Source organism: Blautia sp. KLE_1732_HM_1032 (assembly GCF_025147905.1).
Lineage (GTDB): Bacteria > Bacillota > Clostridia > Lachnospirales > Lachnospiraceae > Blautia_A > Blautia_A fusiformis.
In genome coordinates, this window is record NZ_CP102266.1 from 2546011 (window position 1) to 2566965 (window position 20955).

At 45.2% G+C, this 20955-nt stretch carries 20 protein-coding genes; 6 read left to right on the forward strand and 14 right to left on the reverse strand.

Annotation, left to right across the window (positions count from 1 at the left end):
- Nucleotides 1-27: 27 nt before the first annotated feature.
- The 5 genes from efp to NQ489_RS12240 all read right to left on the reverse strand — a co-directional run bounded on the left by efp (nt 28) and on the right by NQ489_RS12240 (nt 4532).
- Nucleotides 28-585: an elongation factor P gene (gene efp, locus NQ489_RS12220; protein WP_015524430.1), complete on the reverse strand. Its 558-nt coding sequence runs from the start codon at nt 583-585 to the stop codon at nt 28-30.
- 86 nt (nt 586-671) lie between these two features.
- Complete coding sequence (locus NQ489_RS12225) at nt 672-1181, reverse strand: shikimate kinase (RefSeq protein ID WP_015524429.1); 510 nt, start codon at nt 1179-1181, stop codon at nt 672-674.
- Complete coding sequence (locus NQ489_RS12230) at nt 1178-1684, reverse strand: YqeG family HAD IIIA-type phosphatase (RefSeq protein WP_015524428.1); 507 nt, start codon at nt 1682-1684, stop codon at nt 1178-1180. Before NQ489_RS12230 ends, NQ489_RS12225 begins: the two co-directional genes overlap by 4 nt.
- Before the next feature lie 21 nt (nt 1685-1705).
- Nucleotides 1706-3067 carry a citrate/2-methylcitrate synthase gene (locus tag NQ489_RS12235; protein WP_015524427.1) on the reverse strand — a complete coding sequence of 454 codons (1362 nt, stop codon included), beginning with the start codon at nt 3065-3067 and terminating at the stop codon, nt 1706-1708.
- 247 nt (nt 3068-3314) lie between these two features.
- Nucleotides 3315-4532 carry an aminotransferase class I/II-fold pyridoxal phosphate-dependent enzyme gene (locus NQ489_RS12240; RefSeq protein WP_015524426.1) on the reverse strand — a complete coding sequence of 406 codons (1218 nt, stop codon included), beginning with the start codon at nt 4530-4532 and terminating at the stop codon, nt 3315-3317.
- Nucleotides 4533-4752: 220 nt separating this feature from the next.
- Here NQ489_RS12240 and gdhA point away from each other — a divergent pair, with 220 nt between their 5' ends.
- Entirely contained in the window at nt 4753-6087 is a 1335-nt protein-coding gene (gdhA, locus tag NQ489_RS12245; RefSeq protein WP_021650707.1) for an NADP-specific glutamate dehydrogenase, read from the forward strand.
- A 256-nt stretch (nt 6088-6343) separates the two neighbouring features.
- Here the strand turns inward: gdhA and nrdR are convergent, their stop codons facing one another.
- Nucleotides 6344-6793 carry a transcriptional regulator NrdR gene (nrdR, locus tag NQ489_RS12250; protein ID WP_021976805.1) on the reverse strand — a complete coding sequence of 150 codons (450 nt, stop codon included), beginning with the start codon at nt 6791-6793 and terminating at the stop codon, nt 6344-6346.
- 138 nt (nt 6794-6931) lie between these two features.
- Between nrdR and NQ489_RS12255 the strand changes: the two genes are divergently transcribed.
- The gene (locus NQ489_RS12255; RefSeq protein WP_015524424.1) at nt 6932-7186 is read left to right on the forward strand and encodes a YlmC/YmxH family sporulation protein; all 255 of its coding nucleotides are present in this window, start codon (nt 6932-6934) and stop codon (nt 7184-7186) included.
- 113 nt (nt 7187-7299) lie between these two features.
- A complete protein-coding gene (sigG, locus tag NQ489_RS12260; protein ID WP_015524423.1) occupies nt 7300-8079 on the forward strand; it encodes an RNA polymerase sporulation sigma factor SigG in 780 nt (259 codons plus the stop codon).
- Between the two features lie 64 nt (nt 8080-8143).
- Here sigG and pap read toward each other — a convergent pair whose 3' ends face one another.
- On the reverse strand, nt 8144-9616 hold the full coding sequence (gene pap, locus NQ489_RS12265) for a polyphosphate:AMP phosphotransferase (protein ID WP_044960998.1): 1473 nt from the start codon (nt 9614-9616) through the stop codon (nt 8144-8146).
- A gap of 318 nt (nt 9617-9934) precedes the next feature.
- Between pap and NQ489_RS12270 the strand changes: the two genes are divergently transcribed.
- Nucleotides 9935-10312 (forward strand): hypothetical protein, encoded by a 378-nt coding sequence (locus NQ489_RS12270; protein ID WP_021650710.1) that lies wholly within the window; start codon nt 9935-9937, stop codon nt 10310-10312.
- 128 nt (nt 10313-10440) lie between these two features.
- On the opposite strand, the gene NQ489_RS12275 is transcribed toward NQ489_RS12270, so the two are convergent.
- From NQ489_RS12275 to NQ489_RS12285, 3 genes are all read right to left on the reverse strand, one after another.
- On the reverse strand, nt 10441-11622 hold the full coding sequence (locus tag NQ489_RS12275) for an ATP-binding protein (RefSeq protein ID WP_021650711.1): 1182 nt from the start codon (nt 11620-11622) through the stop codon (nt 10441-10443).
- A gap of 19 nt (nt 11623-11641) precedes the next feature.
- Entirely contained in the window at nt 11642-12385 is a 744-nt protein-coding gene (locus NQ489_RS12280; protein WP_114001748.1) for an ATP-binding protein, read from the reverse strand.
- 100 nt (nt 12386-12485) lie between these two features.
- Nucleotides 12486-13175, reverse strand: a complete 690-nt coding sequence (locus NQ489_RS12285) for a Crp/Fnr family transcriptional regulator (protein WP_021650714.1) — start codon at nt 13173-13175, stop codon at nt 12486-12488.
- Nucleotides 13176-13329: 154 nt separating this feature from the next.
- On the opposite strand from NQ489_RS12285, the gene NQ489_RS12290 reads away from it, so the two are divergent.
- Together NQ489_RS12290 and eutJ are read left to right on the forward strand one after the other, a co-directional pair.
- On the forward strand, nt 13330-15462 hold the full coding sequence (locus NQ489_RS12290) for a glycogen debranching protein (protein WP_044960986.1): 2133 nt from the start codon (nt 13330-13332) through the stop codon (nt 15460-15462).
- Between the two features lie 59 nt (nt 15463-15521).
- A complete protein-coding gene (eutJ, locus tag NQ489_RS12295) occupies nt 15522-16346 on the forward strand; it encodes an ethanolamine utilization protein EutJ (protein ID WP_015524418.1) in 825 nt (274 codons plus the stop codon).
- Here the strand turns inward: eutJ and rlmD are convergent.
- The 4 genes from rlmD to iolG all read right to left on the reverse strand — a co-directional run bounded on the left by rlmD (nt 16343) and on the right by iolG (nt 20562).
- Nucleotides 16343-17515: a 23S rRNA (uracil(1939)-C(5))-methyltransferase RlmD gene (rlmD, locus tag NQ489_RS12300; protein WP_021650718.1), complete on the reverse strand. Its 1173-nt coding sequence runs from the start codon at nt 17513-17515 to the stop codon at nt 16343-16345. The two genes, eutJ and rlmD, sit on opposite strands and share 4 nt — an antisense overlap.
- 102 nt (nt 17516-17617) lie before the next feature.
- Nucleotides 17618-18463, reverse strand: coding sequence for a class II fructose-bisphosphate aldolase (locus NQ489_RS12305; protein WP_021650719.1), 846 nt, complete (start codon nt 18461-18463; stop codon nt 17618-17620).
- Between the two features lie 160 nt (nt 18464-18623).
- Nucleotides 18624-19523, reverse strand: coding sequence for a myo-inosose-2 dehydratase (iolE, locus tag NQ489_RS12310; RefSeq protein ID WP_021650721.1), 900 nt, complete (start codon nt 19521-19523; stop codon nt 18624-18626).
- A 25-nt stretch (nt 19524-19548) separates the two neighbouring features.
- On the reverse strand, nt 19549-20562 hold the full coding sequence (gene iolG, locus NQ489_RS12315; protein WP_021650722.1) for an inositol 2-dehydrogenase: 1014 nt from the start codon (nt 20560-20562) through the stop codon (nt 19549-19551).
- Between the last annotated feature and the right edge of the window lie 393 nt (nt 20563-20955).

Below are 20955 nucleotides of genomic sequence, written 5' to 3' on the forward strand. Positions count from 1 at the left end.
ACCCGCTTACGCGGGTTTTTTGCTGCATTATACACGTGAGAGATACTCACCTGTTCTTGTATCGATCTTCAGTTTGTCGCCCTGGTTTACGAACAGAGGAACCTGAACCTGTGCACCTGTCTCAACAGTTGCCGGTTTGGTAGCACCCTGTGCTGTATTTCCTGCGAATCCTGGCTCTGTCTCAATAACCTCAAGCTCTACAAAAAGAGGTGGCTCGATTGCGAATACCTCTCCGTTATGAGAGCAAACCTTAACCATCTCATTATCCTTAACAAATTTCAGAGAATCGCCAACCTGCTCCTCTGTAAGACCAACCTGATCATATGTCTCTGTATTCATGAAGTAGTATAAACCACCATCCTGATACAGATACTGCATATCTACACGCTCAATACGTGCTGCCGGGAATTTCTCTGTAGGACGGAAGGATTTCTCTACTACAGAGCCTGTGATAATGTTCTTGTATTTTGTTCTTACAAAGGCTGCGCCTTTTCCTGGTTTTACATGCTGGAATTCAACGATCTGACATACGTTTCCATCAATTTCAAGTGTGATACCATTTTTGAAATCACCTGCTGAAATCATAAATATTTCCTCCTTAATATATGCGGTTCTTTTTCGCTATGGATTATTCTATAATACCTTTTGCCATTTTTCAACTGTTTTTTTGTTTAAGCCTTCAATTTTTCTTCAATTTCTGCGATCAGCTCATCAAAAGGCTTCACTCCTGTGACAACTTTAATGTCCGCAAACTTCTCATAAACCGGATCTCTCTGTTTCAGAAGTTTCTTGATCTTCTCTTCTTTATTCTCAGTTCCTTCCAATGTGGGATTGTTACTTCCTTCCAGACGTTTGATCAACGTTGCAGCAGATCCCTTCAGATAGATGATCGTTCCCATACTCTGGAGATATTTCTGGTTCTGCTCCTGAAGAGGCAATCCCGCACTTACAGAGATTACCTTCCGTTCGCTGTCTGTGGACAGTTCCTTGACTGCCATAGTCTCCAGCGCACGGTAAAATGCTTCTCCAAAGCGTTCAAATACCTCCTTTACTGACATGTTCATTTTTTTCACGATCAGTCTGTCCACGTCAATAAACGGAAGCCCCAGGTCCTTCGCCAGTCTCTTTCCAACTCGTGTCTTTCCTGAACCCATAAAGCCGATGATTACAATATGGTTCATGAATTCTTTCCCTCCTCTTTTTGGTAAAAATGTAATACTATTTTTTCCAGATATCGCTTCAGTACGATCTGGATCTCCTCTTTTGGATGAATCGGTTTCACAAGGATCGTCCGGATCCCTGCTCTCTTTGCTCCATAAATATCCGTAAACAACTGATCTCCTATAAAGATCGTCCTGTCAAGATCGATTCCGATCACCTGGCAGGCTTTTTTATAATTTTTCACAGCCGGTTTATGGGCATTTTCTATAAAATCCCCCTCTACTGCTTTGGCAAAGGGCTCCACTCGAGGTTTCTGGTTATTGGATACAAAACAGTATCGAAACCCGAGAGTCCTCAGCTTTTCAAACAGTTTCTTTGCCCGGTCATCTGCCGGTGCCCCGTGGGGAACAATGGTATTATCGATATCAAAGAGCAGCCCTCTGTATCCTTCTCTGTAAAGCTTCTCATAATCGATCCCATACGCAGAATCCAGATATTCATCCGGAAAAAAGCATCTGAACATCTATTCCACCTCAGTCCTTTCCTATCGCTCGCAAAGAGGAATATACTCTGCTTCCGGAAGGACATTCTTATATGCGGGACGGATGATCTTATCCACATTGATAAGCTCTTCCATACGATGTGCGCTCCAGCCTACGATACGTGCAATAGCAAACATCGGTGTGTAAAGCTCCAGCGGCAGATCCAGCATGCTGTAAACAAATCCGCTGTAAAAATCCACATTGGCACTGACACCCTTATAGATCTTACGCTCCTCTGCGATAACCTTTGGTGCAAGACGCTCTACTGCAGCATACAGCTGATAATCCTTCATTCTGCCCTTTTCTCTTGCAAGCTGTTCCACATAGCCTTTAAAGACTTCTGCACGTGGATCTGAAACAGAATAGATCGCATGTCCCATACCATAGATCAGTCCACGTTTATCAAAGGCCTCTTTATGAAGAAGCTTCTTAAGGTATGCACTGATCTCCTCTTCATCACTGTAGTCATGTACGTGTTTACGCATATCGTTAAACATTTTTACGACTTTGATGTTGGCACCGCCGTGTTTCGGGCCTTTCAGAGAACCTAGTGCTGCCGCGATCGCAGAATACGTATCTGTCCCGGAAGAGGAAACCACATGTGTAGTAAAAGTAGAGTTATTACCACCGCCATGCTCCATATGAAGGATCAGAGCAATATCAAGGATCTCTGCCTCCAGTGCCGTATACTTCTTATCCGGTCTTAACAGACGCAGGATATTCTCAGCTGTGGAAAGCTCCTTTTTAGGCTGATGGATATAAAGACTCTCGCCTCTCTCATAGTGGTTATAGGCCTGATATGCATAAACAGATAACAGCGGGAAAACACTGATCAGGTTGATACACTGACGGAGCACATTCTCCAGTTCAATATTATCCGGGTCTTTGTCGTAGGAATAAAGTGTCAGCACGCTTCTTGACAGAGCGTTCATAATATCTCTGGATGGTGCCTTCATAATGACATCCCTTACAAAATTCCGCGGAAGCATACGCTGGTTCGCAAGAATCCCGGAAAATCCATTCAGTTCTTCCTGATCCGGAAGCTTTCCGAAAAGAAGCAGATAGGTTACTTCCTCAAAGCCGAAGCGCCGGTCATTGATAAAACCATTTGTCAGATCCTTAATGTCATACCCGCGATAAGAAAGCTTACCTGCGCAGGGAACCTCTTTTCCGTCCACGATCTTCGTTGCCTGGACATTGGAGATCTGGGTCAGTCCTGCAAGGACACCCTTTCCATTCAGGTCACGCAAGCCTCGCTTGACATCGTATTTGCCATATAAAGACAGATCCAGTTTGTCATTCTCACGACAGATCTGGGTAAGTTTCTCAATCTCAGGTGTCACTTTCATGTTGAATTTGCTCATCAGTTATTTCCCCTTTCGATTTCTGTTTTATTGCTGTTCGATAACGGTCCCTCCTCATTCCCCTCTCAAGCAATTCTGGTCTTATTTGTATATCCCGGCGTAGCTGGCCGGGATATTTCAGATATATTATAACATTTTTTTCGGTTCCGGTCTATGCCGAAAATATAACCGAATACCTGCTTTACAGTTTATCGGTTATGAGCAGGCAGCGAATGCGGATCGCAAATCTCTTCTTGTCTATCTGCGATCAGCCCTGCTTATATGTAGCAAAGAACTCTTTCATCTTCTTCATTGCCTTGTCAAGCTGGCGGATATCCGGCAGATAAACAATACGGAAGTGATCCGGCTGGTTCCAGTTGAATCCCTTGCCCGGAACAACAAGCACCTGTTTCTCATGAAGAAAATCCAAAGCAAACTGTTCATCATTGAAAATATTGAATTTCTCAGTATCGATCTTCGGGAATATATAAAATGCCGCATGTGGTTTTACAACGGAAATTCCCGGAATATCATTCAGTGCCTTGTAAATAAAGTCTCTCTGCTCATAAACACGTCCGCCCGGCTGCGTATATTCATTGACACTCTGATATCCGCCAAGTGCAGTCTGTACAATGGACTGTGCCGGAACATTTGAACAGAGACGCATGGAAGAGAGCATATTGATTCCCTCTATATAACCCTTCGCCTTACTTTTTGCACCACTTAAAATCATCCATCCGATGCGGAAACCTGCGATCATATGAGACTTGGACAATCCTGAAAATGTTACACAGAACACATCGGGTGCAAGGGATGCAATCGATGTATGTTTATATCCATCCATAACAAGACGGTCATAGATCTCATCAGAAAAGATGATCAGCTCATTTTCTCTTGCAATGTCTGCAATCTGTTCCAGGATCTCCTTCGGATATACTGCACCTGTAGGGTTATTGGGATTGATGATAACGATCGCCTTGGTCCTTGGTGTGATCTTGCTCTTGATATCCTCAATATCCGGATACCAGTCAGACTGTTCGTCACAGATATAATGAACTACATTTCCGCCTGCCAGTGTTGCAGTAGCTGTCCACAGCGGATAATCCGGAGCCGGGATCAGGATCTCATCCCCGTTATCAAGCAGCGCCTGCATACAGAGGTTGATCAGTTCACTGACACCATTTCCCGTATAAATATCATTAATGGTAACTCCCGGGATCCCGCGAAGCTGTGCATACTGCATGATCGCTTTTCTTGCAGAAAAAATGCCCTTGGAATCGGAATATCCCTGGGAAGTACGAACATTACTCAGCATATCCAGGATCACTTCCTGAGGTGCTGAAAACCCAAATGGATACGGATTACCAATATTCAGCTTCAGAATCTCCATTCCATCTTCTTCCATTCTGGCAGCCTCATCCACAACCGGTCCGCGCACATCGTACAGCACGTTGTCAAGCTTTGATGATTTCCCGAATGTTCTCATAAAAACCACTCCTCTTCTAATTTTCACTATTATTTAACCATTTTAATTTCATAGTCAAAAAATATTTATTCTATATCATCTCACATTTAGGCTTTCAACGCAAGAAATAAAAATTTAAAAAAATCAAATTTAGCACTTCCCTTTTTTAGCATGTTAATGTATAATAGCACTCGAATTTAGTTTTCAACGCAATTTAATATGTGATGAGGAGGAAACAACAATGTCTTACACAGAAGAAGTTTATGAAAGAGTTGTAGCACAGAATCCTGGCGAGCCAGAATTCCATCAGGCAGTTAAGGAAGTTCTCGATTCCCTTAAAGTCGTAATTGACAAAAATGAGGAAGAGTATCGTAAACTTTCCATCCTTGAGCGTCTTGTAGAGCCAGAGAGGATCATCTCCTTCAAAGTACCGTGGATCGATGATAACGGAACTGTACAGGTTAACAAGGGATATCGTGTTCAGTTCAACAGCGCCATCGGACCATACAAAGGCGGCTTAAGATTCCATCCTTCTGTAAATCAGGGTATCCTGAAATTCCTTGGTTTTGAGCAGACCTTTAAAAACTCTCTTACAGGCCTTCCGATCGGCGGTGGAAAAGGTGGCTCCAACTTCGATCCTAAGGGTAAATCTGACAGAGAGGTTATGGCATTCTGCCAGAGCTTTATGACAGAGCTTTGCAAATATATCGGCGCAGATACAGATGTTCCGGCTGGTGACATCGGTGTCGGCGGACGTGAGATCGGTTATCTCTTCGGACAGTATAAGAGAATCCGTGGCCTTTATGAGGGTGTCCTTACAGGAAAGGGTCTTTCCTTCGGAGGTTCCCTGATCCGTACAGAGGCTACCGGTTACGGTGTTGTATACATGCTCAACGAGATCGCCAAAGCTCACAATGATTCCGTAGAAGGAAAAACAATCGTTGTAACAGGTTCCGGTAATGTAGCTATTTACGCTGTTGAGAAAGCTACTCAGCTTGGTGCCAAGGTTGTTGCAATGAACGACTCCAACGGATATGTCTACGATCCGAACGGAATCAACCTTGACGTCGTAAAGGATATCAAAGAAGTAAAACGTGGACGTATCAAAGAATATGCAGACCGTGTTGAGGGTGCTACCTACACTGAGGGACTTGGCATCTGGAATATCAAATGTGATATCTACCTTCCATGTGCTACTCAGAACGAGCTTGGTCTTGACGGAGCTAAAACACTGGTTGCAAATGGCTGCAAATACGTCGTTGAAGGTGCAAACATGCCTACTACTCTTGATGCAACAACATACCTTCAGGAGAACGGTGTTCTCTTCATGCCTGGTAAAGCCGCAAACGCTGGCGGTGTTGCCACATCTGCACTTGAGATGAGCCAGAACTCCATGAGACTTTCCTGGACAAGAGAAGAGGTTGATGAGAAACTCCACCACATCATGATCGATATCTTCCACAAAGCTGATGACGCTGCTAAACGTTACGGTATGGAAGACAACTATGTTGTAGGTGCAAACATCGCCGGCTTCGAAAAAGTTGTTGACGCTATGAAAGCTCAGGGTATTGTTTAATTAAGTTTCCTGAATCATTAATATATATTTATAGCAGGGACCGCAGAGGATTTTTCCCAGGCGGTTCCTGTTTTTTTGTATCCACTTTTACGATCTTTGAAAAATCAAACATTCATGTGTAAAGCGGACATTCGCAATCCGCTTCGCTACTTGCTCATGAACGCAGTCGCTTCGCGATCTGCGTTCAAAAAAGGCCGGTTGTCTTTTGACAATCGGCCTGAAATCTCCTGCATTTGCAGTCTATTCATTTAATCTCTTAATTGATCAGCTTCTTCAGCTCATCCATAAAGGTACTGACATCTTTAAACTCTCTGTATACAGACGCAAATCGTACATACGCCACCGCATCCAGATCCTTCAGATGCTCCATAACGATCTCTCCGATCTTGGTACTGCTGATCTCACGGTCTTCTGACCGGAAAATATCTCCTTCTATGGAATCGATCATCTCTTCCACTCTCTCAATGGGAATGGGGCGCTTATAGCAAGCACGAAGAACACCATCCTGGATCTTGGAACGTTTATAGCTTTCCCGGTTCTGATCCTTCTTGATCACAGTCAGCGGAATCGTTTCCACCTTCTCATAAGTTGTAAAACGCTTTCCGCAGGCATCACAGAGACGGCGGCGGCGGATGGAATTGGTATCCTCTACAGGTCTGGAATCTACAACTCTTGTATTATCCTGGTTACAGAACGGACATCTCACAGAACTCTCCCCCTTTCCGGATCAGTAAATCATTACTAAATTTGTTTTTATTATAAAATAAATGCACATAATGTGTCAATAATCGGACTTGCATAAATTTTACAGATTTTCCATAAAATCATACCAGGTGATGAATTTATGCGCATCTGTGAGCTGAAACAAAAAGAAGTGATCAATATCCATACCTGCCGCAGTCTTGGCTGCCCTCTTGATGTGGAATTCTGCTGTGAAACCGCACGTCTGAAAGCCCTGATCATGCCGGAACCGGGAAAATTTTGCTGGTGTTTTTCCAAAGAAAATGAATATTCCATTCCATGGGACTGCATCCGCCAGATCGGCGAAGATATCATCCTTGTTGATTTCCGTAATGAAAAACTGCTGTCCGGAGAATAAATACCTCCTTATTGTCAAGGCCCTTTATTTTTTATATTTTCCCTGAAAAAGTATATTTCAACCGCCCTCTGAGAATCATCTTAATGTACTGACAAGACAAGGAGGATTCTAAGATGGCACTGAATAAAGTTGAAATCTGCGGAGTAAATACCTCAACCCTTCCCGTTCTCGATCAGGAAGAAAAGGCGGAGCTCTTTAAAAGAATCAAAGCTGGCGATGAAGAAGCCAGGGAATTGTACATCAAAGGCAATCTGCGGCTTGTTTTAAGCGTGATCCGGCGTTTTCAGAACAGCAGTGAAAATCCGGATGACCTTTTTCAGATCGGCTGCATCGGCCTGATCAAAGCGATCGATAATTTCGACACCACTCTTCAGGTAAAATTTTCCACCTATGCAGTTCCCATGATCATCGGAGAGATCCGAAGATATCTCCGTGATAACAACAGCATACGGGTCAGCCGTTCTCTGCGGGATATCGCTTACAAAACCATCTATACCCGGGAAAACTATATGCGGCAGCATCTCAAAGAGCCTACCATTGCAGAAATCGCTGATGAGATCGGTATCGACAAGGAAATGATCGTCTATGCCATGGATGCGATCCAGAGCCCGGTAAGCCTTTTTGAGCCCGTGTATTCCGAAGGCGGAGATACCCTATATGTTATGGATCAGATCAGTGATAAAAAGAACCTGGAAGAAAACTGGGTGGAGGATATTTCTCTTCGAGATGCCATGAACCGGCTTGGAGAGCGTGAACGTCACATTATCGATCTCCGCTTCTACGAGGGAAAAACCCAAATGGAGGTAGCTGATGAGATTGGTATCTCCCAGGCTCAGGTCAGCCGACTGGAAAAACATGCTCTTCGCAGTATGCGAAACTATCTCCGGAATTGATTCATCTCTCTTCAGACAAAAAGCTGCAGCAGAATATCTGTTATCCTGCCGCAGCTTTTATCTCTTATTTCAGCGCTTTCTCAATTTCTTCGATCACGATCCGAAGCGCCTTCAGCCTTGCATATTTCTTATCTACGGATTCCAGAATGTGCCATGGTGCATAAGCAGTGCTGGTTTTCTGAAGCATCTCATCTACTGCTGTTTCATACTGATCCCATTTTTCACGGTTTCTCCAGTCCTCATCCGTGATCTTCCACTGTTTTTCCGGATTGCTCTGGCGGTCGTTGAACCTGGCAAGCTGGGTGTCCTTATCAATGTGGACCCAGAATTTCACGATCACAGCGCCCCAGTCAGAAAGCTCCTTCTCAAATTCATTGATCTCATTGTAGGCACGTCTCCAGTCATTCTCGCTGCAGAAGCCCTCCAGACGTTCTACCATCACTCTTCCGTACCACGTCCGGTCAAAGATGGCAATGTGACCATCCTTGGGAAGCCTTGTCCAGAAACGCCACAGATAATGACGGGCTTTTTCATGAGGCTCCGGACTTGCGATAGGATGTACCTCAAATCCACGGGGATCAAGAGCCTCCGTGATCCTCTTGATATTTCCTCCCTTTCCGGCAGCATCCCAGCCTTCATAGGTGATGATCACAGGCACTCTTTTTCGGTAAAGACGGTTATGCAGGCTTCCAAGCTTTGCCTGCAGTTCCTTAAGCTCAGCCTTGTACTCTTCATCCCCCACTTCTTTTCCATCCAGAGGAATCTCGCTTAATCTGGGCATCTCCATCAGAGGAAAAACATTCTGCAGGATCGGCACTGCATGTTTGCTGTTTTCCATGGCAACCTCTATATTGCTAATCATGGTTTCCAGTACCTGCAGTTCTGCCCACTTCCGGTCACCGGCATCGACAATATACCATGGAGCCGCAGATGTATTGGTATCCTGCATATACTGGTCGAAAATCTTTCTGCACTTCTTATAATGATCATTCTGCCAGAGATCATATTCATTGACTCTCCATCTGGTATCCTTGCTTTCCAGAAGGATGCCCATACGTTTTTCCTGTTCTTTCCGATCGATCTGCATAAAAAATTTCAGGAGTACATATCCATTATCCGTCAGCTGACGTTCAAATCTCCGGATACTGTCAATCCGTTTTGAATAATTGTCACCCTTCAGCTTTTTATCCATACGTTCACGACAGGTCTGATCCATCCATCCTGAATCCAGGAATGTAAACTTGCCCGCTTCCGGGATTTCCCTGAAATATCGGTAAAGAAATGGTTTCCGAAGTTCTTCCTCTGTAGGTGCTGACATAGTCGCAACTTTGAAGAAACGAGGATCGATATTCTTGATCACTTTACTTATAGTACTTCCTTTTCCGGAAGCTCCCCAGCCTTCAAACAGCACGATCACCGGAATCTTATGCTCTTTCAGAGCCATCTGCAATTCATATAATCTGGTTCTTGCAGCACTTAAACGCACTTTGATATCCTCTTTTTCCGGAATCTGTTCCGGGTTCCAGTTTTTCAACATCTGCATCGTCCTTCCTCGAATTTTTTGAATATTCTTATTATACCACAGGAGTCCCTGTTTTACGACGAATTTTACATAGATTTAACGCATCATTCCGAAAAAATATCCATATTGCACAATTGTAACTCTTGTTAAACAGCTAAAAATATTTTTTAACCTATTGACATTTTGATCTTCTCTTCATACAATATAGGCGCTGTTCGTTATTTTTTTAACTCGTAGTCAAACGGATATTCGCAACCCCGCAGGGGACTTCCTTGATTCGGTTAAAACAGCACAAAAAAGCTGCCCCAAGCAGCAAATCTCAAGGAGCCGATCATGAAACTTACAGAAGAACTTCTGAAAGAAATGGAAAAGAAAAAAGAACTCTACGGTGACGGCATCATCATGCCGGATGGGGATTACCGCCTAATCCAGGACGGACATTTGAAGACCCTTATGGCCCTTTTACCATATACGGAAAACGAAATCTGGAAAATGATCCCGGAAGATGATTCCGCTCTTTTCTGGCTGGTAGAAAAAACAGGCTGCGTGCTGACAGATGTCAATTCCGCCATTGGAATGAAAATGACCCCCGCACAGCAGAAAACTTACGAAGCACTTTCCAGCCGTGGGATCGTCTCTGATGAATACTATGACCTTACCAGGCAGCGAGAAAAAGCCCGCGCCCAGCATGCTGCAAAGCAGAACATATAGATCACGTAAATGTTCACAATACACATTTACCCCATAATTTCATATACCCAAAAGCAAAAACTGCCATCGGAACCGCAAGCCTCAAACAGGCCCATAACTCCGGTGGCAGCTTTTATTATTTATATCTCTCAGTCGTCATACCCTTCCAGGAAGGAATGTTTCACACCATCTTTCTTATAGGCAATGACTGTATGAAGATTCACATTTTCCACACTTCGGAAAATATTGCTTTCAATATGAGGATTTACCTTCTTAAGCTCTGCAATAAGATTCTTGATCTCCATTCGTTTGGAAACACTGGTTCCATCTGTACGACAGGTAGTACAGGTATCGGTAAACTTGCAGGCACACTGGATAAAATGCAGGTCATTGTAATCTCTCCAGTGCTTGATATCTGCCTCCCGGATCAGATACATAGGGCGGATCAGCTGCATCCCTTCGAAGTTTGTGCTGTGGAGTTTCGGCATCATGGTCTGTACCTGTGCTCCATAAAGCATTCCCATCAGGATGGTCTCAATCACATCATCATAGTGATGTCCAAGGGCGATCTTGTTGCATCCAAGTTCTTTTGCCTTGCTGTAAAGATATCCTCTCCGCATACGGGCGCAGAGATAACACGGAGATTTTTCCACATTGTAAACTGCATCAAAAATCTCAGTCTCAAATACTGTGATCGGGATTCCGAGAAGCTTGGCGTTGTGTTCGATCACCGCACGGTTGGCCTCATTATATCCCGGATCCATCACAAGAAATACCAATTCAAAAGGAAACTTGTTATGACGTTTCAACTCCTGGAACAGTTTGGCCATCAGCATGGAATCCTTACCACCGGAAATACAGACCGCGATCTTGTCTCCCGGCTTCACCAGTTCATAGTCGTTGATTCCTCTGGCGAATCTGGAAAACAGCTGCTTGTGGAACTTCTTGCGGATACTCAGCTCGATATCTTTCCGGCGCTGTTCCATTGCTTCATTTTCCTCTTCTTCACTGTCCCCTTTATTGGACTCTTTCCGCATCTGCTGGAAAAGCCAGCCTGTATATCCACCCTTCAGGCTCAGTGCGGGAATTCCTTTTTCCCGGAGCATCCCTGCCCCTTCCTGGCTGAAAAGTCCTCTGGTACAGTAAAGAACCGGAATCTTATCCCCTTTCAGTTCTTCTGCCCGTTCTTCCAGTTCCTGCTCCGGAACAGAAATCGCTCCCGGGATCATTCCATATTCCACAGTTACTTTATCACGGGTATCTACCAGAAGATATTTTTCCCGTTCCTTCTCTATTTCATCAAAAGAAATCTCCAGTGTTTCTTCACTCATGCTGTTTTTATTCCTTTCCTTACAGCTCCTCCCTGATCGTGCCGTCACAGGCAATGGTCACTACCTGCCATGGGATCATCTTTCCGCTTCGCTCCATGGCACGGATCACTGCATTCTCGATGCCTCCGCAGCAGGGAACTTCCATGCGGACGATACGGATACTCCGGATGGAATTATTTCCTATGATCTCTGCAAGCTTATCTGCATAATCTCCCTCATCCAGTTTGGGGCATCCGATCAGCGTCACATGATCTTTCATGAATTTCTCATGAAAACCTGCATAAGCGTAGGCAGTACAGTCTGCCGCGATCAGAAGCTGTGCATTTTCAAAATATGGTGCATTGACAGGAACCAGTTTGATCTGTACGGGCCACTGGGCAAGGCGGCTTGTCTGTTCCCCTGCATTTTGGGGAACTTTTTTCTGCTCTGCCTGCACCGGCGGTTCCTGCTTTTTATTAAGGCTTCTTGCCATACTTCCGGGGCACACGTGTGGCTTCCCTGCTGGCATCGAGGCCTCTGTTTTCTTAAGCTTCATTCTTTTTTCCACTGCCTCCGCGTCATAATCTGCGGCTTCCCGCTCTATAATACGGATCGCATCGGCAGGGCAGGCCGGAAGACAGTCTCCCAGTCCGTCACAGTAATCATCCCGGATCAGTTTTGCCTTGCCGTCTATCATGGCAATAGCTCCTTCGTGGCAGGCAGCTGCACAGGCACCACAGCCGTTGCATTTCTCTTCCTCAATGTGTACGATCTTTCTTATCATGATATCATCTCTCCCTGATTTTTATATTTCTGCAAATGTTTTTTTGTTTTCACTGACATCATACAAAAATCCCGGAGATTCTTCGGTAACATATGTTACCTTACAGATATAACTCCATTTTTTCCTGATCTTTCACAAGGATCTGACGCCTGTCAAGTTCCAGGATTCCTTCTTCCTGCATCTTTCCCAGTTCTCTGGAAAGAGACGGCCTGGTAATGTTTAAATAATCCGCCATCTCTTCTCTGGAAAGATTCATGTGGATCTGTCCTTCACTGTCCTGGCATTCTACAAGGAAACGGACGATCCGCTCCCGGAGACTGCCACTTCCAAGGATCCGAAGCTTCCGGTTCATATTGTAAGCCTTCCCGGCAAAAACCTCAAGAAGATTTTCCCGAAGTTTCCGGCTTAAACTATTTTCTTCCCTGTCTGTAAAGATCCGGCTGCTCATGATCAGAACGGAAACCTGCGTCAGCGCTTCCACATACATGTCATAGGAAGCTTTCTCCATAAAGGCATAAACCTCCCCGAACAGAGCCCCTGGATCTTCCAGCTGCGCCAGAAGGATCCTTTTTCCGGAAAACGTCTCTTTTGCGATGATCACACTTCCGTTAAGAAGCATATAAACCGAATCCGGCCGGTCTGTTTCCTGAAAGATCCGCTCCCCTCTGGAATAAGTCCGCACCGTTCCTTCCTGCTCCATGAGGTTTAGGAGTTCTTTTTCTTCCAGGTTTCTGCAGAGCCGGCTTTGTCTTAAAATGGCCATCCATTCTTCTCTTCTTTTTTCTTCCACTTTTTCACCTCATCTCTGTACAGGTTTTTATCACATTTCTGCAATCTCTGTCAACTCCCGTGAACTTCATAGGTTCCCAGCCTGTACTTTTTTCTGAAAATCAGTTATAATATTTTTGTTTGTAAAAAAATTTTCACCAAGGAGGATACCGGAAATGAAAACACAGAATCAGACTATGCTCTCTGAGAATACACTGACATCCCGGCCCACAGATATTATTGCGGGATTTCCTGTACGTCCCGGGTTTTTTGAATTAAATGGCGCTACTCCTCTTTCCAACGGAGTCAACTTTACCGCACATACCCGCCACGGTACATCCTGCGAGCTTCTTCTTTTCCACTCCGGAGAAGAGGAACCCTTCGCAGTCCTTCCTTTTCCCAATGCCTGTCGTATCGGTGATGTCTACTCCATGATCGTCATGGGACTGGACATCGAAGATCTGGAGTACGGCTACCGCATTGACGGTCCTTACGAACCGGAAAAGGGTCACATCTTCGATAAGACAAAGGTTCTTCTTGATCCTTATGCCAAAGCCGTTGCCGGTCAGCGTGAATGGGGCCAGCAAAAGATCGGAAGCTATCATGCCCGTGTGGTACGTGATTCCTTTGACTGGGAAGACATGCCGCAGTCCACCCGTAAGATCAGTGACCTGATCATCTATGAGCTTCACGTCCGCGGCTTTACACAGGATTCTTCTTCCGGTGTTATGCACCCGGGAACCTTTGCCGGTCTTCGTGAAAAGATCCCTTATCTCAAGGAACTGGGGATCAACGCCGTAGAGCTGATGCCGATCTTCGAGTTCGACGAGAATATGAATGCCCGTACTGTAAATGGCAAACGGCTTCTGGAATACTGGGGATACAATTCTGTCAACTTCTTTTCTCCAAACACCAGCTATGCTTCCAAGCCGGAGCATAACTGTGAGGGAACTGAGCTGAAAGAGCTGATCCGTGAGCTCCACGAAAATGGCATCGAAGTAATTCTTGATGTTGTATTCAATCATACCGCCGAAGGAAACGAGCTGGGAAAAACCTTCTGCTTTAAGGGCTTTGACAATAAGGTTTATTATATGCTGACTCCAGAGGGAAATTACTACAATTTCAGCGGATGTGGAAATACTCTGAACTGTAACCATCCCATTGTACGTCAGATGATCCTTGAATGCTTACGTTACTGGACCATCAACTACCGTGTGGACGGCTTCCGCTTCGATCTTGCTAGCATTCTCGGACGCCATGAGGACGGTTCTCCACTTAACAATCCGCCCCTTCTGGAGCTCCTTGCTTACGATCCGGTCCTTAGAAATGTCAAACTGATCGCAGAAGCCTGGGATGCCGGCGGGCTGTATCAGGTTGGTTCTTTCCCTGCCAGCCGCAGATGGGCTGAATGGAATGGCCGTTACCGTGACTGCCTCCGTTCCTTCCTGAAGGGAGATTTCTGGAATGCCTGGGACGCTGCATGGAGTATTTCCGGTTCCGGTGATCTGTACGGAGGCTTTTATTCTGATCATAATGACAATTATGCAGGATACAATTCCTGTGTCAATTTCCTTACCTGCCACGATGGCTTCACCATGTATGATCTTTATTCCTACAATGAAAAACACAACGAAGCAAACGGCTGGAATAACACCGACGGTTCCAACGATAACCGCAGCTGGAACTGTGGAGAAGAGGGCGATTCCACCAACCCTGAAGTGCTCTCCCTCCGCTTCCGCATGATACGGAATGCCTGTGCTGTACTGATGTCCAGCCGCGGAACCCCGATGTTCCTTGCAGGTGATGAATTCGGAAACACAAAACACGGAAATAACAATACCTACTGTCAGGATAACGAAACCTCATGGATCAACTGGAAGCTTCTGGAGAAAAATCACGATCTTTTTGAATTTTTCAAATTTATGATCCGGTTCCGTAAAGACCACCCTATTATCTCCCGGAAGCTTCCCAACGCAGTATGCGGTATGGAAAATATCCACACTCATAACATTGACGCAAGGGATGTGACCATTCCAAGAGATGCCCACACCTTCGCTGTAAGCTTTGCAGGCTATGATAAGAGCAAAGGCACTGATGACCTGATCTACATTGTGATCAACGCATACTGGGAGGACGTAACGGTCACACTTCCGGAGCTTGCCCGTCCCGGTGCATGGTATCTCTGTGTCAACACGTTCGGTGACGGAAATGGCCGTTATTTCTACGAAAAAGGCCAGGAGCCACGCATTGAACACGATTTCTGCATGCGGCCCAGATCCGTTGCCATCTTTACCGGCCGCAATTATTAGAATTTATATCAGGGGCAAAATTCTTTTTGTCCCTGTCTGAAAGAAATGGAGTATTTTGAATGGAATTAAAAAACAGAACTTTGTCCAATTTTGCAGAACTTGTAGAAACAGGTGAATGTAAAAAATTCCGCGGTCGTCTGAAGACAGGCATCGACCTTGGTACTGCCAATACCGTTCTTGCCGTTGTCGACCGGAATAACCGTCCCATAGCCGGAATTTCCGCACCATCCCATGCGATCCAGGATGGAGTGATCGTCAATTACTATGAATCTGTCCAGCTTGTGACAAAGCTTAAAAATGAGCTGGAGGAAAGGCTTGGCACAGAACTTACTTACGGTGCTGCTGCCATCCCTCCGGGAGTTTCTGAGGGCAGTGTCAAAAGCATCGGCTATGTTCTGGAGGGTGCCGGTTTCGAGGTTACAAATATCGTGGACGAGCCTACTGCCGCAGCTGCTGTCCTTAAGATCACAGACGGTGCTGTTGTGGATGTGGGTGGCGGCACAACCGGTATCAGCATCCTGAAAGACGGAAAAGTTATCTACACCGATGATGAAGCTACCGGCGGCAGCCATATGACCATGACAGTCGCCGGTCACTATAAGATCCCTTATGAGGAAGCCGAAGTATTGAAAACCACTCCGGAAAAAGAAGATGAAATCTTCCCTGTGATCAAGGCCACTGTAGAAAAAATGGCTGTGATCACCGAGAAATTTCTAAAGGGCTATCAGGTTCCGGCTGTTTATGTAGTTGGCGGTTCTTCCATGTTTAAGGAATTTACTACCGTTTTTGAAAAGAGGCTGAAGCTTCCGGTATACCGTCCGGTCCATCCGCTTCTTGTTACGCCCCTTGGCATCGCATATCACTGTGAGCTGCCAAAAATCTAAGCTCTTCCCGGTCTGGTCCTACGATTCTCCAGAAGGCAAACAACCTCCACTGAATCGGTGAGCGGGAACATATCAACCGGCTGCATCTTCTTTACCAGGTAATCTCTCTTAGTAAGGCAGGCAAGATCTCTTGCCAGGCTTTCCGGGTTGCAGGATACATAAACAATTTTTTCCGGTGAAAGAGTCAAAAGGGAGTGAAGGAATTTACGGTCACTTCCGGAACGTGGCGGATCCATGAGAACAACCTCCACCTTCTCTCCCTCTGCTGCCATTCCTTCCATAAACCATCCTGCATCTCCCGGAACAAAACGAACATTACGGATCTTGTTTTCCCTGGCATTCATTCTGGCATCACGGATAGCATCACGGTTCAGTTCTACACCAATGACATCCCTGGCATTCCCGGAAGCGATGATCCCGATAGTACCTGTGCCGCAGTAAGCATCGATCACCCTCTCTTTTCCTGTCATTGCCGCAAACTCCATAGCCTTTCCGTAAAGTACTTCTGTCTGCACAGGATTTACCTGATAAAAAGAAGATGGAGAAATACGGAAGGTCAGTCCCATAAGTCGATCTTTGATGAATCCCGGTCCGTAAAGTACGATATTGCGGTCTCCAAGTACCATGCTTGTCTGTCTGTCATTGACATTGAGAACCACCGTAGTGATCTCCGGATGCTCTTTACGGAGAGCTTTTACAAAGTTATTCTTAGATGGAAATATTGGAGAAACCGTAACTAATACCACCATGATCTCTCCTGTGGAAAAGCCTCTCCGCACAAGCACATGGCGGAGAAGTCCATATCCTGTATCCTCATCATAGGTCTTGATCTTAAAGGATTTCAGCATACCACGTATGGTACGGATGATTTCCTGACTTTTTTTATCTTCGATCATACAGTCATCTACGGAAACGATCCTATGACTCTTCTCCTCATAAATCCCGGAAATTACGTTTCCCTTCCGGTCACGGCCAAAAGCTGCATGAACTTTGTTTCTGTAATAATAGGGATCTTCCATTCCAATGATCGGCTCTACTTTTCCGAATTTTTTCAGAAGGCCTTCTGTAATTCTCTGTTTCCTGCGAAGCTGCTCCTGGTAGGATACACCCTGATAACGGCAACCGCCGCATTTCTTCGCAACTGAACAGACATTCTCTTTCTGTTCCATTTTTATCTCTCCTCTTTTATGGGCACAAAAAAGATGTTCCCAGTTATTTTCACTGAGAACATCTTATCAGACCTTTTCTTTTTTTACAAGAAAATCCTTGGCCTACTCCTGATATGGCTCATTAAATACAAGAATATGTTTCTTCACATTCTCGTAAGTACCCTGGGCCATAGCCTCATTGAGGTCAAAGAAATTATGCTTGTCTGTTGATTCCATATATTTCTCCACATGAGCTGTCAGGCTGTTAAAGCTTGCTGTGGCAATATTCACCTTACGGATGCCAAGAGAGATCGCCCTCTGGAAATCTTTATCGGTGATGCCACTGCCGCCATGAAGAACCAGCGGAATATCCACTTTCTCATGGATCTTCTCCAATACATCAAAAGCAAGCGTCGGCGCTACCGGATAATTACCATGGGCATTCCCGATGGCAACTGCAAGCGCATCAATACCTGTCTCTCTTGCGTAAACGACCGCATCATCCGGATCTGTACAGCGAATACCGTGGTCACAGCTTCCATCCTCACTTCCGCCCACAAGTCCCAGCTCAGCCTCAACTGTAGCGCTGTATTTACGTGCTTTCTCCACAACGGCCTTTACTCTGGCGATGTTTTCCTCAAAAGGAAGCGTAGAAGCATCCAGCATAACCGATGTAAAGCCAAGCTCCAGAGCCTTGTCAACCGTCTCAAAAGTAAGACCATGATCCAGATGGACAGCCACATCCACCTTAGCCTCCTTTGCAGCCTGTACCATCATCGGTCCCATCAGGTGAAGCGGAGAATTTTTCAAACGCACCTCCGCGATCTGAAGGATGATCGGAGTATCCAGTTCTTCTGCTGCGCGGATCGCACCTCTTACCATTTCCATATTACCAACACTGAAAGCACCGCAGCCAATATTTTTCTCTTCGGCACGTCTCAGCAGATCTTTCATTTTCACAAGTGCCATGATTCGGCCCTCCTGTCCCGTTTATCGTACACTGTTTGCATCTTCTTACAGAAAAAAGCGGTGTCAAAGCACTACTGGCTGATACCGCTTTTTCTATGCAAAGCGGACATCTTTATTCCGCTTAACTGTACATCAGCATGCACCTATTTCCCTGTCGTAATTATAAGCCTGTCTTCTCAGCAATGAATTTTCTTGCACGGATTGCATACTCAAGCGGATTAGCCTTAGCCGGATCCTGCTCAGCCTCAACAACCATATATCCCTCGTAGCCTGCATCCTCGAGAACCTTGAAGATCGGATCATAGTTGATGCATCCATCTCCCGGAATCGTGAAGGCACCGGCTCTTACGCCTGCAAGGAAGCTCATGTTTTCTTTCTTAACCTGCTCAACAACCTCTGGACGGATATCCTTCAGATGAACATGTTTGATCCTGTGAACATATTTCTTTACAACCTCAAGAGGATCCTCTCCACAGTATGTAAAGTGACCGGTATCAAAAAGAAGACTTACATATTCAGGATCTGTATTCTCCATCATACGGTCAACCTCAGCAAGGCTCTGTACAACAGTACCCATATGATGATGGAAAGTAAGAGCAATACCATACTCCTCTTTTGCGATCTTACCAAGCTTGTTCATGCCTGTGCAGAAGATATCCCACTCTTCATCATTCATCTCATATTTATGTCCGAAAACCGGAGTATCCATCTGACCCTGAACACTGTGGCTCTGCTCAGATGCGCCGATCACTTTCGCACCCATAGCTTTCAGGAAAGTAAGCTGTGCACGGAACTCCTTCTCAACCTCCTCAAACGGTTTGGTGATCAGGAAGCTTGAGAACCACTGGTTACAGATCTCAACACCACGAAGCTCAAGAGCCTTCTTAAGAACCTCAGGATCCTTCGGATACTTGTTACCCACCTCGGAGCCTGTGAAACCGGCAAGAGCCATCTCACTGACGCACTGCTCAAAAGTATTCTCTTTGCCAAGATCCGGCATATCATCATTTGTCCATGCAATTGGTGCAATACCAAGCTTTACTTTATTCTTATCAAACATTGGTCAATTCTCCTTTTTATTTGAATTATTCCATAATCTCAGAAATCTTAACCGGTCTGTGCTCCTCACTGGATTTCTTAGCTGCAAGACCCATTAATACCGGTTTCAGACCATCATAAACATTAAGAGGTGTCTCTTTGTCATTAACGATCGCATCAATAAATGCTGCAACCTCTTTACCATAAGCATCCATGTATCTCTCAAGGAAGAAGAACATCGGCTTCTCACCTGTAACACCCTCAGCATTGCTGATCACTGTGGAAGACTGGCTGTCATTGGAAATAGCAGCCATACCATCAGAACCGAAAACCTCAGCTCTCTGATCATAGCCATAGGAAGCTCTTCTGCAGTTATCGATAACAGCAATAGCACCATTCTCCATCTGAAGAGTGATAACAGCTGTATCAACATCCCCAGCCTCACCAATAGCCGGATCAACCAGATTTGCGCTCTGAACATAAACCTCTGTAGCATCGCAGCCTGCAAGATAACGAACCATATCGAAATCATGAATTGTCATATCCAGGAACATGCCACCGGAAACCTTAACATAATCAATGCTAGGCGGCTCAGGATCGCGGGAAGTGATCTTGATGATCTCCGGTTTACCAACCTTACCAGCTGCAACAGCCTGCTGAAGAGACTCAAAGTTATGGTCAAATCTTCTGTTAAAACCAACCTGATATTTCAGATTTGTGCCCTCAAGAGCATCGATAACCTCTTTGATCTTGGCAATGTCATGATCGATCGGTTTCTCACAGAAAACATGCTTGCCAGCCTTGATAGCCTCTACAGAAATCGGAGAATGAGTATCTGTAGAAGAACAGATCAGAACTGCGGAAATCTCAGAGTCGTTGATGATCTCCTTATAATCCTTAGTCGTGTGCTCAACACCCATGCTCTTAGCCCATGCAGCAGTCTCATCATTTAAGAAAGGATCTGCAACCGTCTTGATCACCGCATCCGGCACCCTTGTTGTGATACTGGTAATATGAACTCTACCAATTCTACCTGCTCCGATAATACCAACTTTAATCATAGTTTTGATCTCCTTTTGATTTATTTTCCCAATGTAATCTCTTTGCGTGTCCGAACACGCTCTTTATGCTTAATATATTATCATCGCAACACACAAATCGCAACCCCTAATATTGTACAATATTACCATCTTTTTTCTATTAAAAATGACGAGAACTATTTTTAGCCACAATATGTAATATTTTTAGGTCAACTTCACCGAAAATATCTCCAACACATTCCCATACAATCACCCTAATCATCCCACACACCACCCCCTTCAAGCATCCTGCACAGCATCACAGCTTACATCCCTTCAAGCATCCAGCGCAGCGCCGATGCCCAAACTCTCCCTGCAAACAGGCGCAAACTCAGCCCTTGCAGTCGTCCAGCGCAGCGCTGACGACCCACAACC

Coding starts and splice junctions, on each gene's coding strand:
- rlmD (WP_021650718.1), bottom strand. CDS start 17,515: ATGGAACAGAAAGAGAATGTCTGTTCAGTTGCGAAGAAATGCGGCGGT.
- eutJ (WP_015524418.1), top strand. CDS start 15,522: ATGGAATTAAAAAACAGAACTTTGTCCAATTTTGCAGAACTTGTAGAA.
- NQ489_RS12235 (WP_015524427.1), bottom strand. CDS start 3,067: ATGAGCAAATTCAACATGAAAGTGACACCTGAGATTGAGAAACTTACC.
- efp (WP_015524430.1), bottom strand. CDS start 585: ATGATTTCAGCAGGTGATTTCAAAAATGGTATCACACTTGAAATTGAT.
- pap (WP_044960998.1), bottom strand. CDS start 9,616: ATGTTGAAAAACTGGAACCCGGAACAGATTCCGGAAAAAGAGGATATC.
- iolE (WP_021650721.1), bottom strand. CDS start 19,523: ATGTTTGATAAGAATAAAGTAAAGCTTGGTATTGCACCAATTGCATGG.
- iolG (WP_021650722.1), bottom strand. CDS start 20,562: ATGATTAAAGTTGGTATTATCGGAGCAGGTAGAATTGGTAGAGTTCAT.
- NQ489_RS12270 (WP_021650710.1), top strand. CDS start 9,935: ATGAAACTTACAGAAGAACTTCTGAAAGAAATGGAAAAGAAAAAAGAA.
- NQ489_RS12255 (WP_015524424.1), top strand. CDS start 6,932: ATGCGCATCTGTGAGCTGAAACAAAAAGAAGTGATCAATATCCATACC.
- NQ489_RS12275 (WP_021650711.1), bottom strand. CDS start 11,622: ATGAGTGAAGAAACACTGGAGATTTCTTTTGATGAAATAGAGAAGGAA.
- NQ489_RS12305 (WP_021650719.1), bottom strand. CDS start 18,463: ATGGCACTTGTGAAAATGAAAGATCTGCTGAGACGTGCCGAAGAGAAA.
- sigG (WP_015524423.1), top strand. CDS start 7,300: ATGGCACTGAATAAAGTTGAAATCTGCGGAGTAAATACCTCAACCCTT.
- NQ489_RS12240 (WP_015524426.1), bottom strand. CDS start 4,532: ATGAGAACATTCGGGAAATCATCAAAGCTTGACAACGTGCTGTACGAT.
- NQ489_RS12225 (WP_015524429.1), bottom strand. CDS start 1,181: ATGAACCATATTGTAATCATCGGCTTTATGGGTTCAGGAAAGACACGA.
- NQ489_RS12290 (WP_044960986.1), top strand. CDS start 13,330: ATGAAAACACAGAATCAGACTATGCTCTCTGAGAATACACTGACATCC.
- NQ489_RS12230 (WP_015524428.1), bottom strand. CDS start 1,684: ATGTTCAGATGCTTTTTTCCGGATGAATATCTGGATTCTGCGTATGGG.
- gdhA (WP_021650707.1), top strand. CDS start 4,753: ATGTCTTACACAGAAGAAGTTTATGAAAGAGTTGTAGCACAGAATCCT.
- NQ489_RS12280 (WP_114001748.1), bottom strand. CDS start 12,385: ATGATAAGAAAGATCGTACACATTGAGGAAGAGAAATGCAACGGCTGT.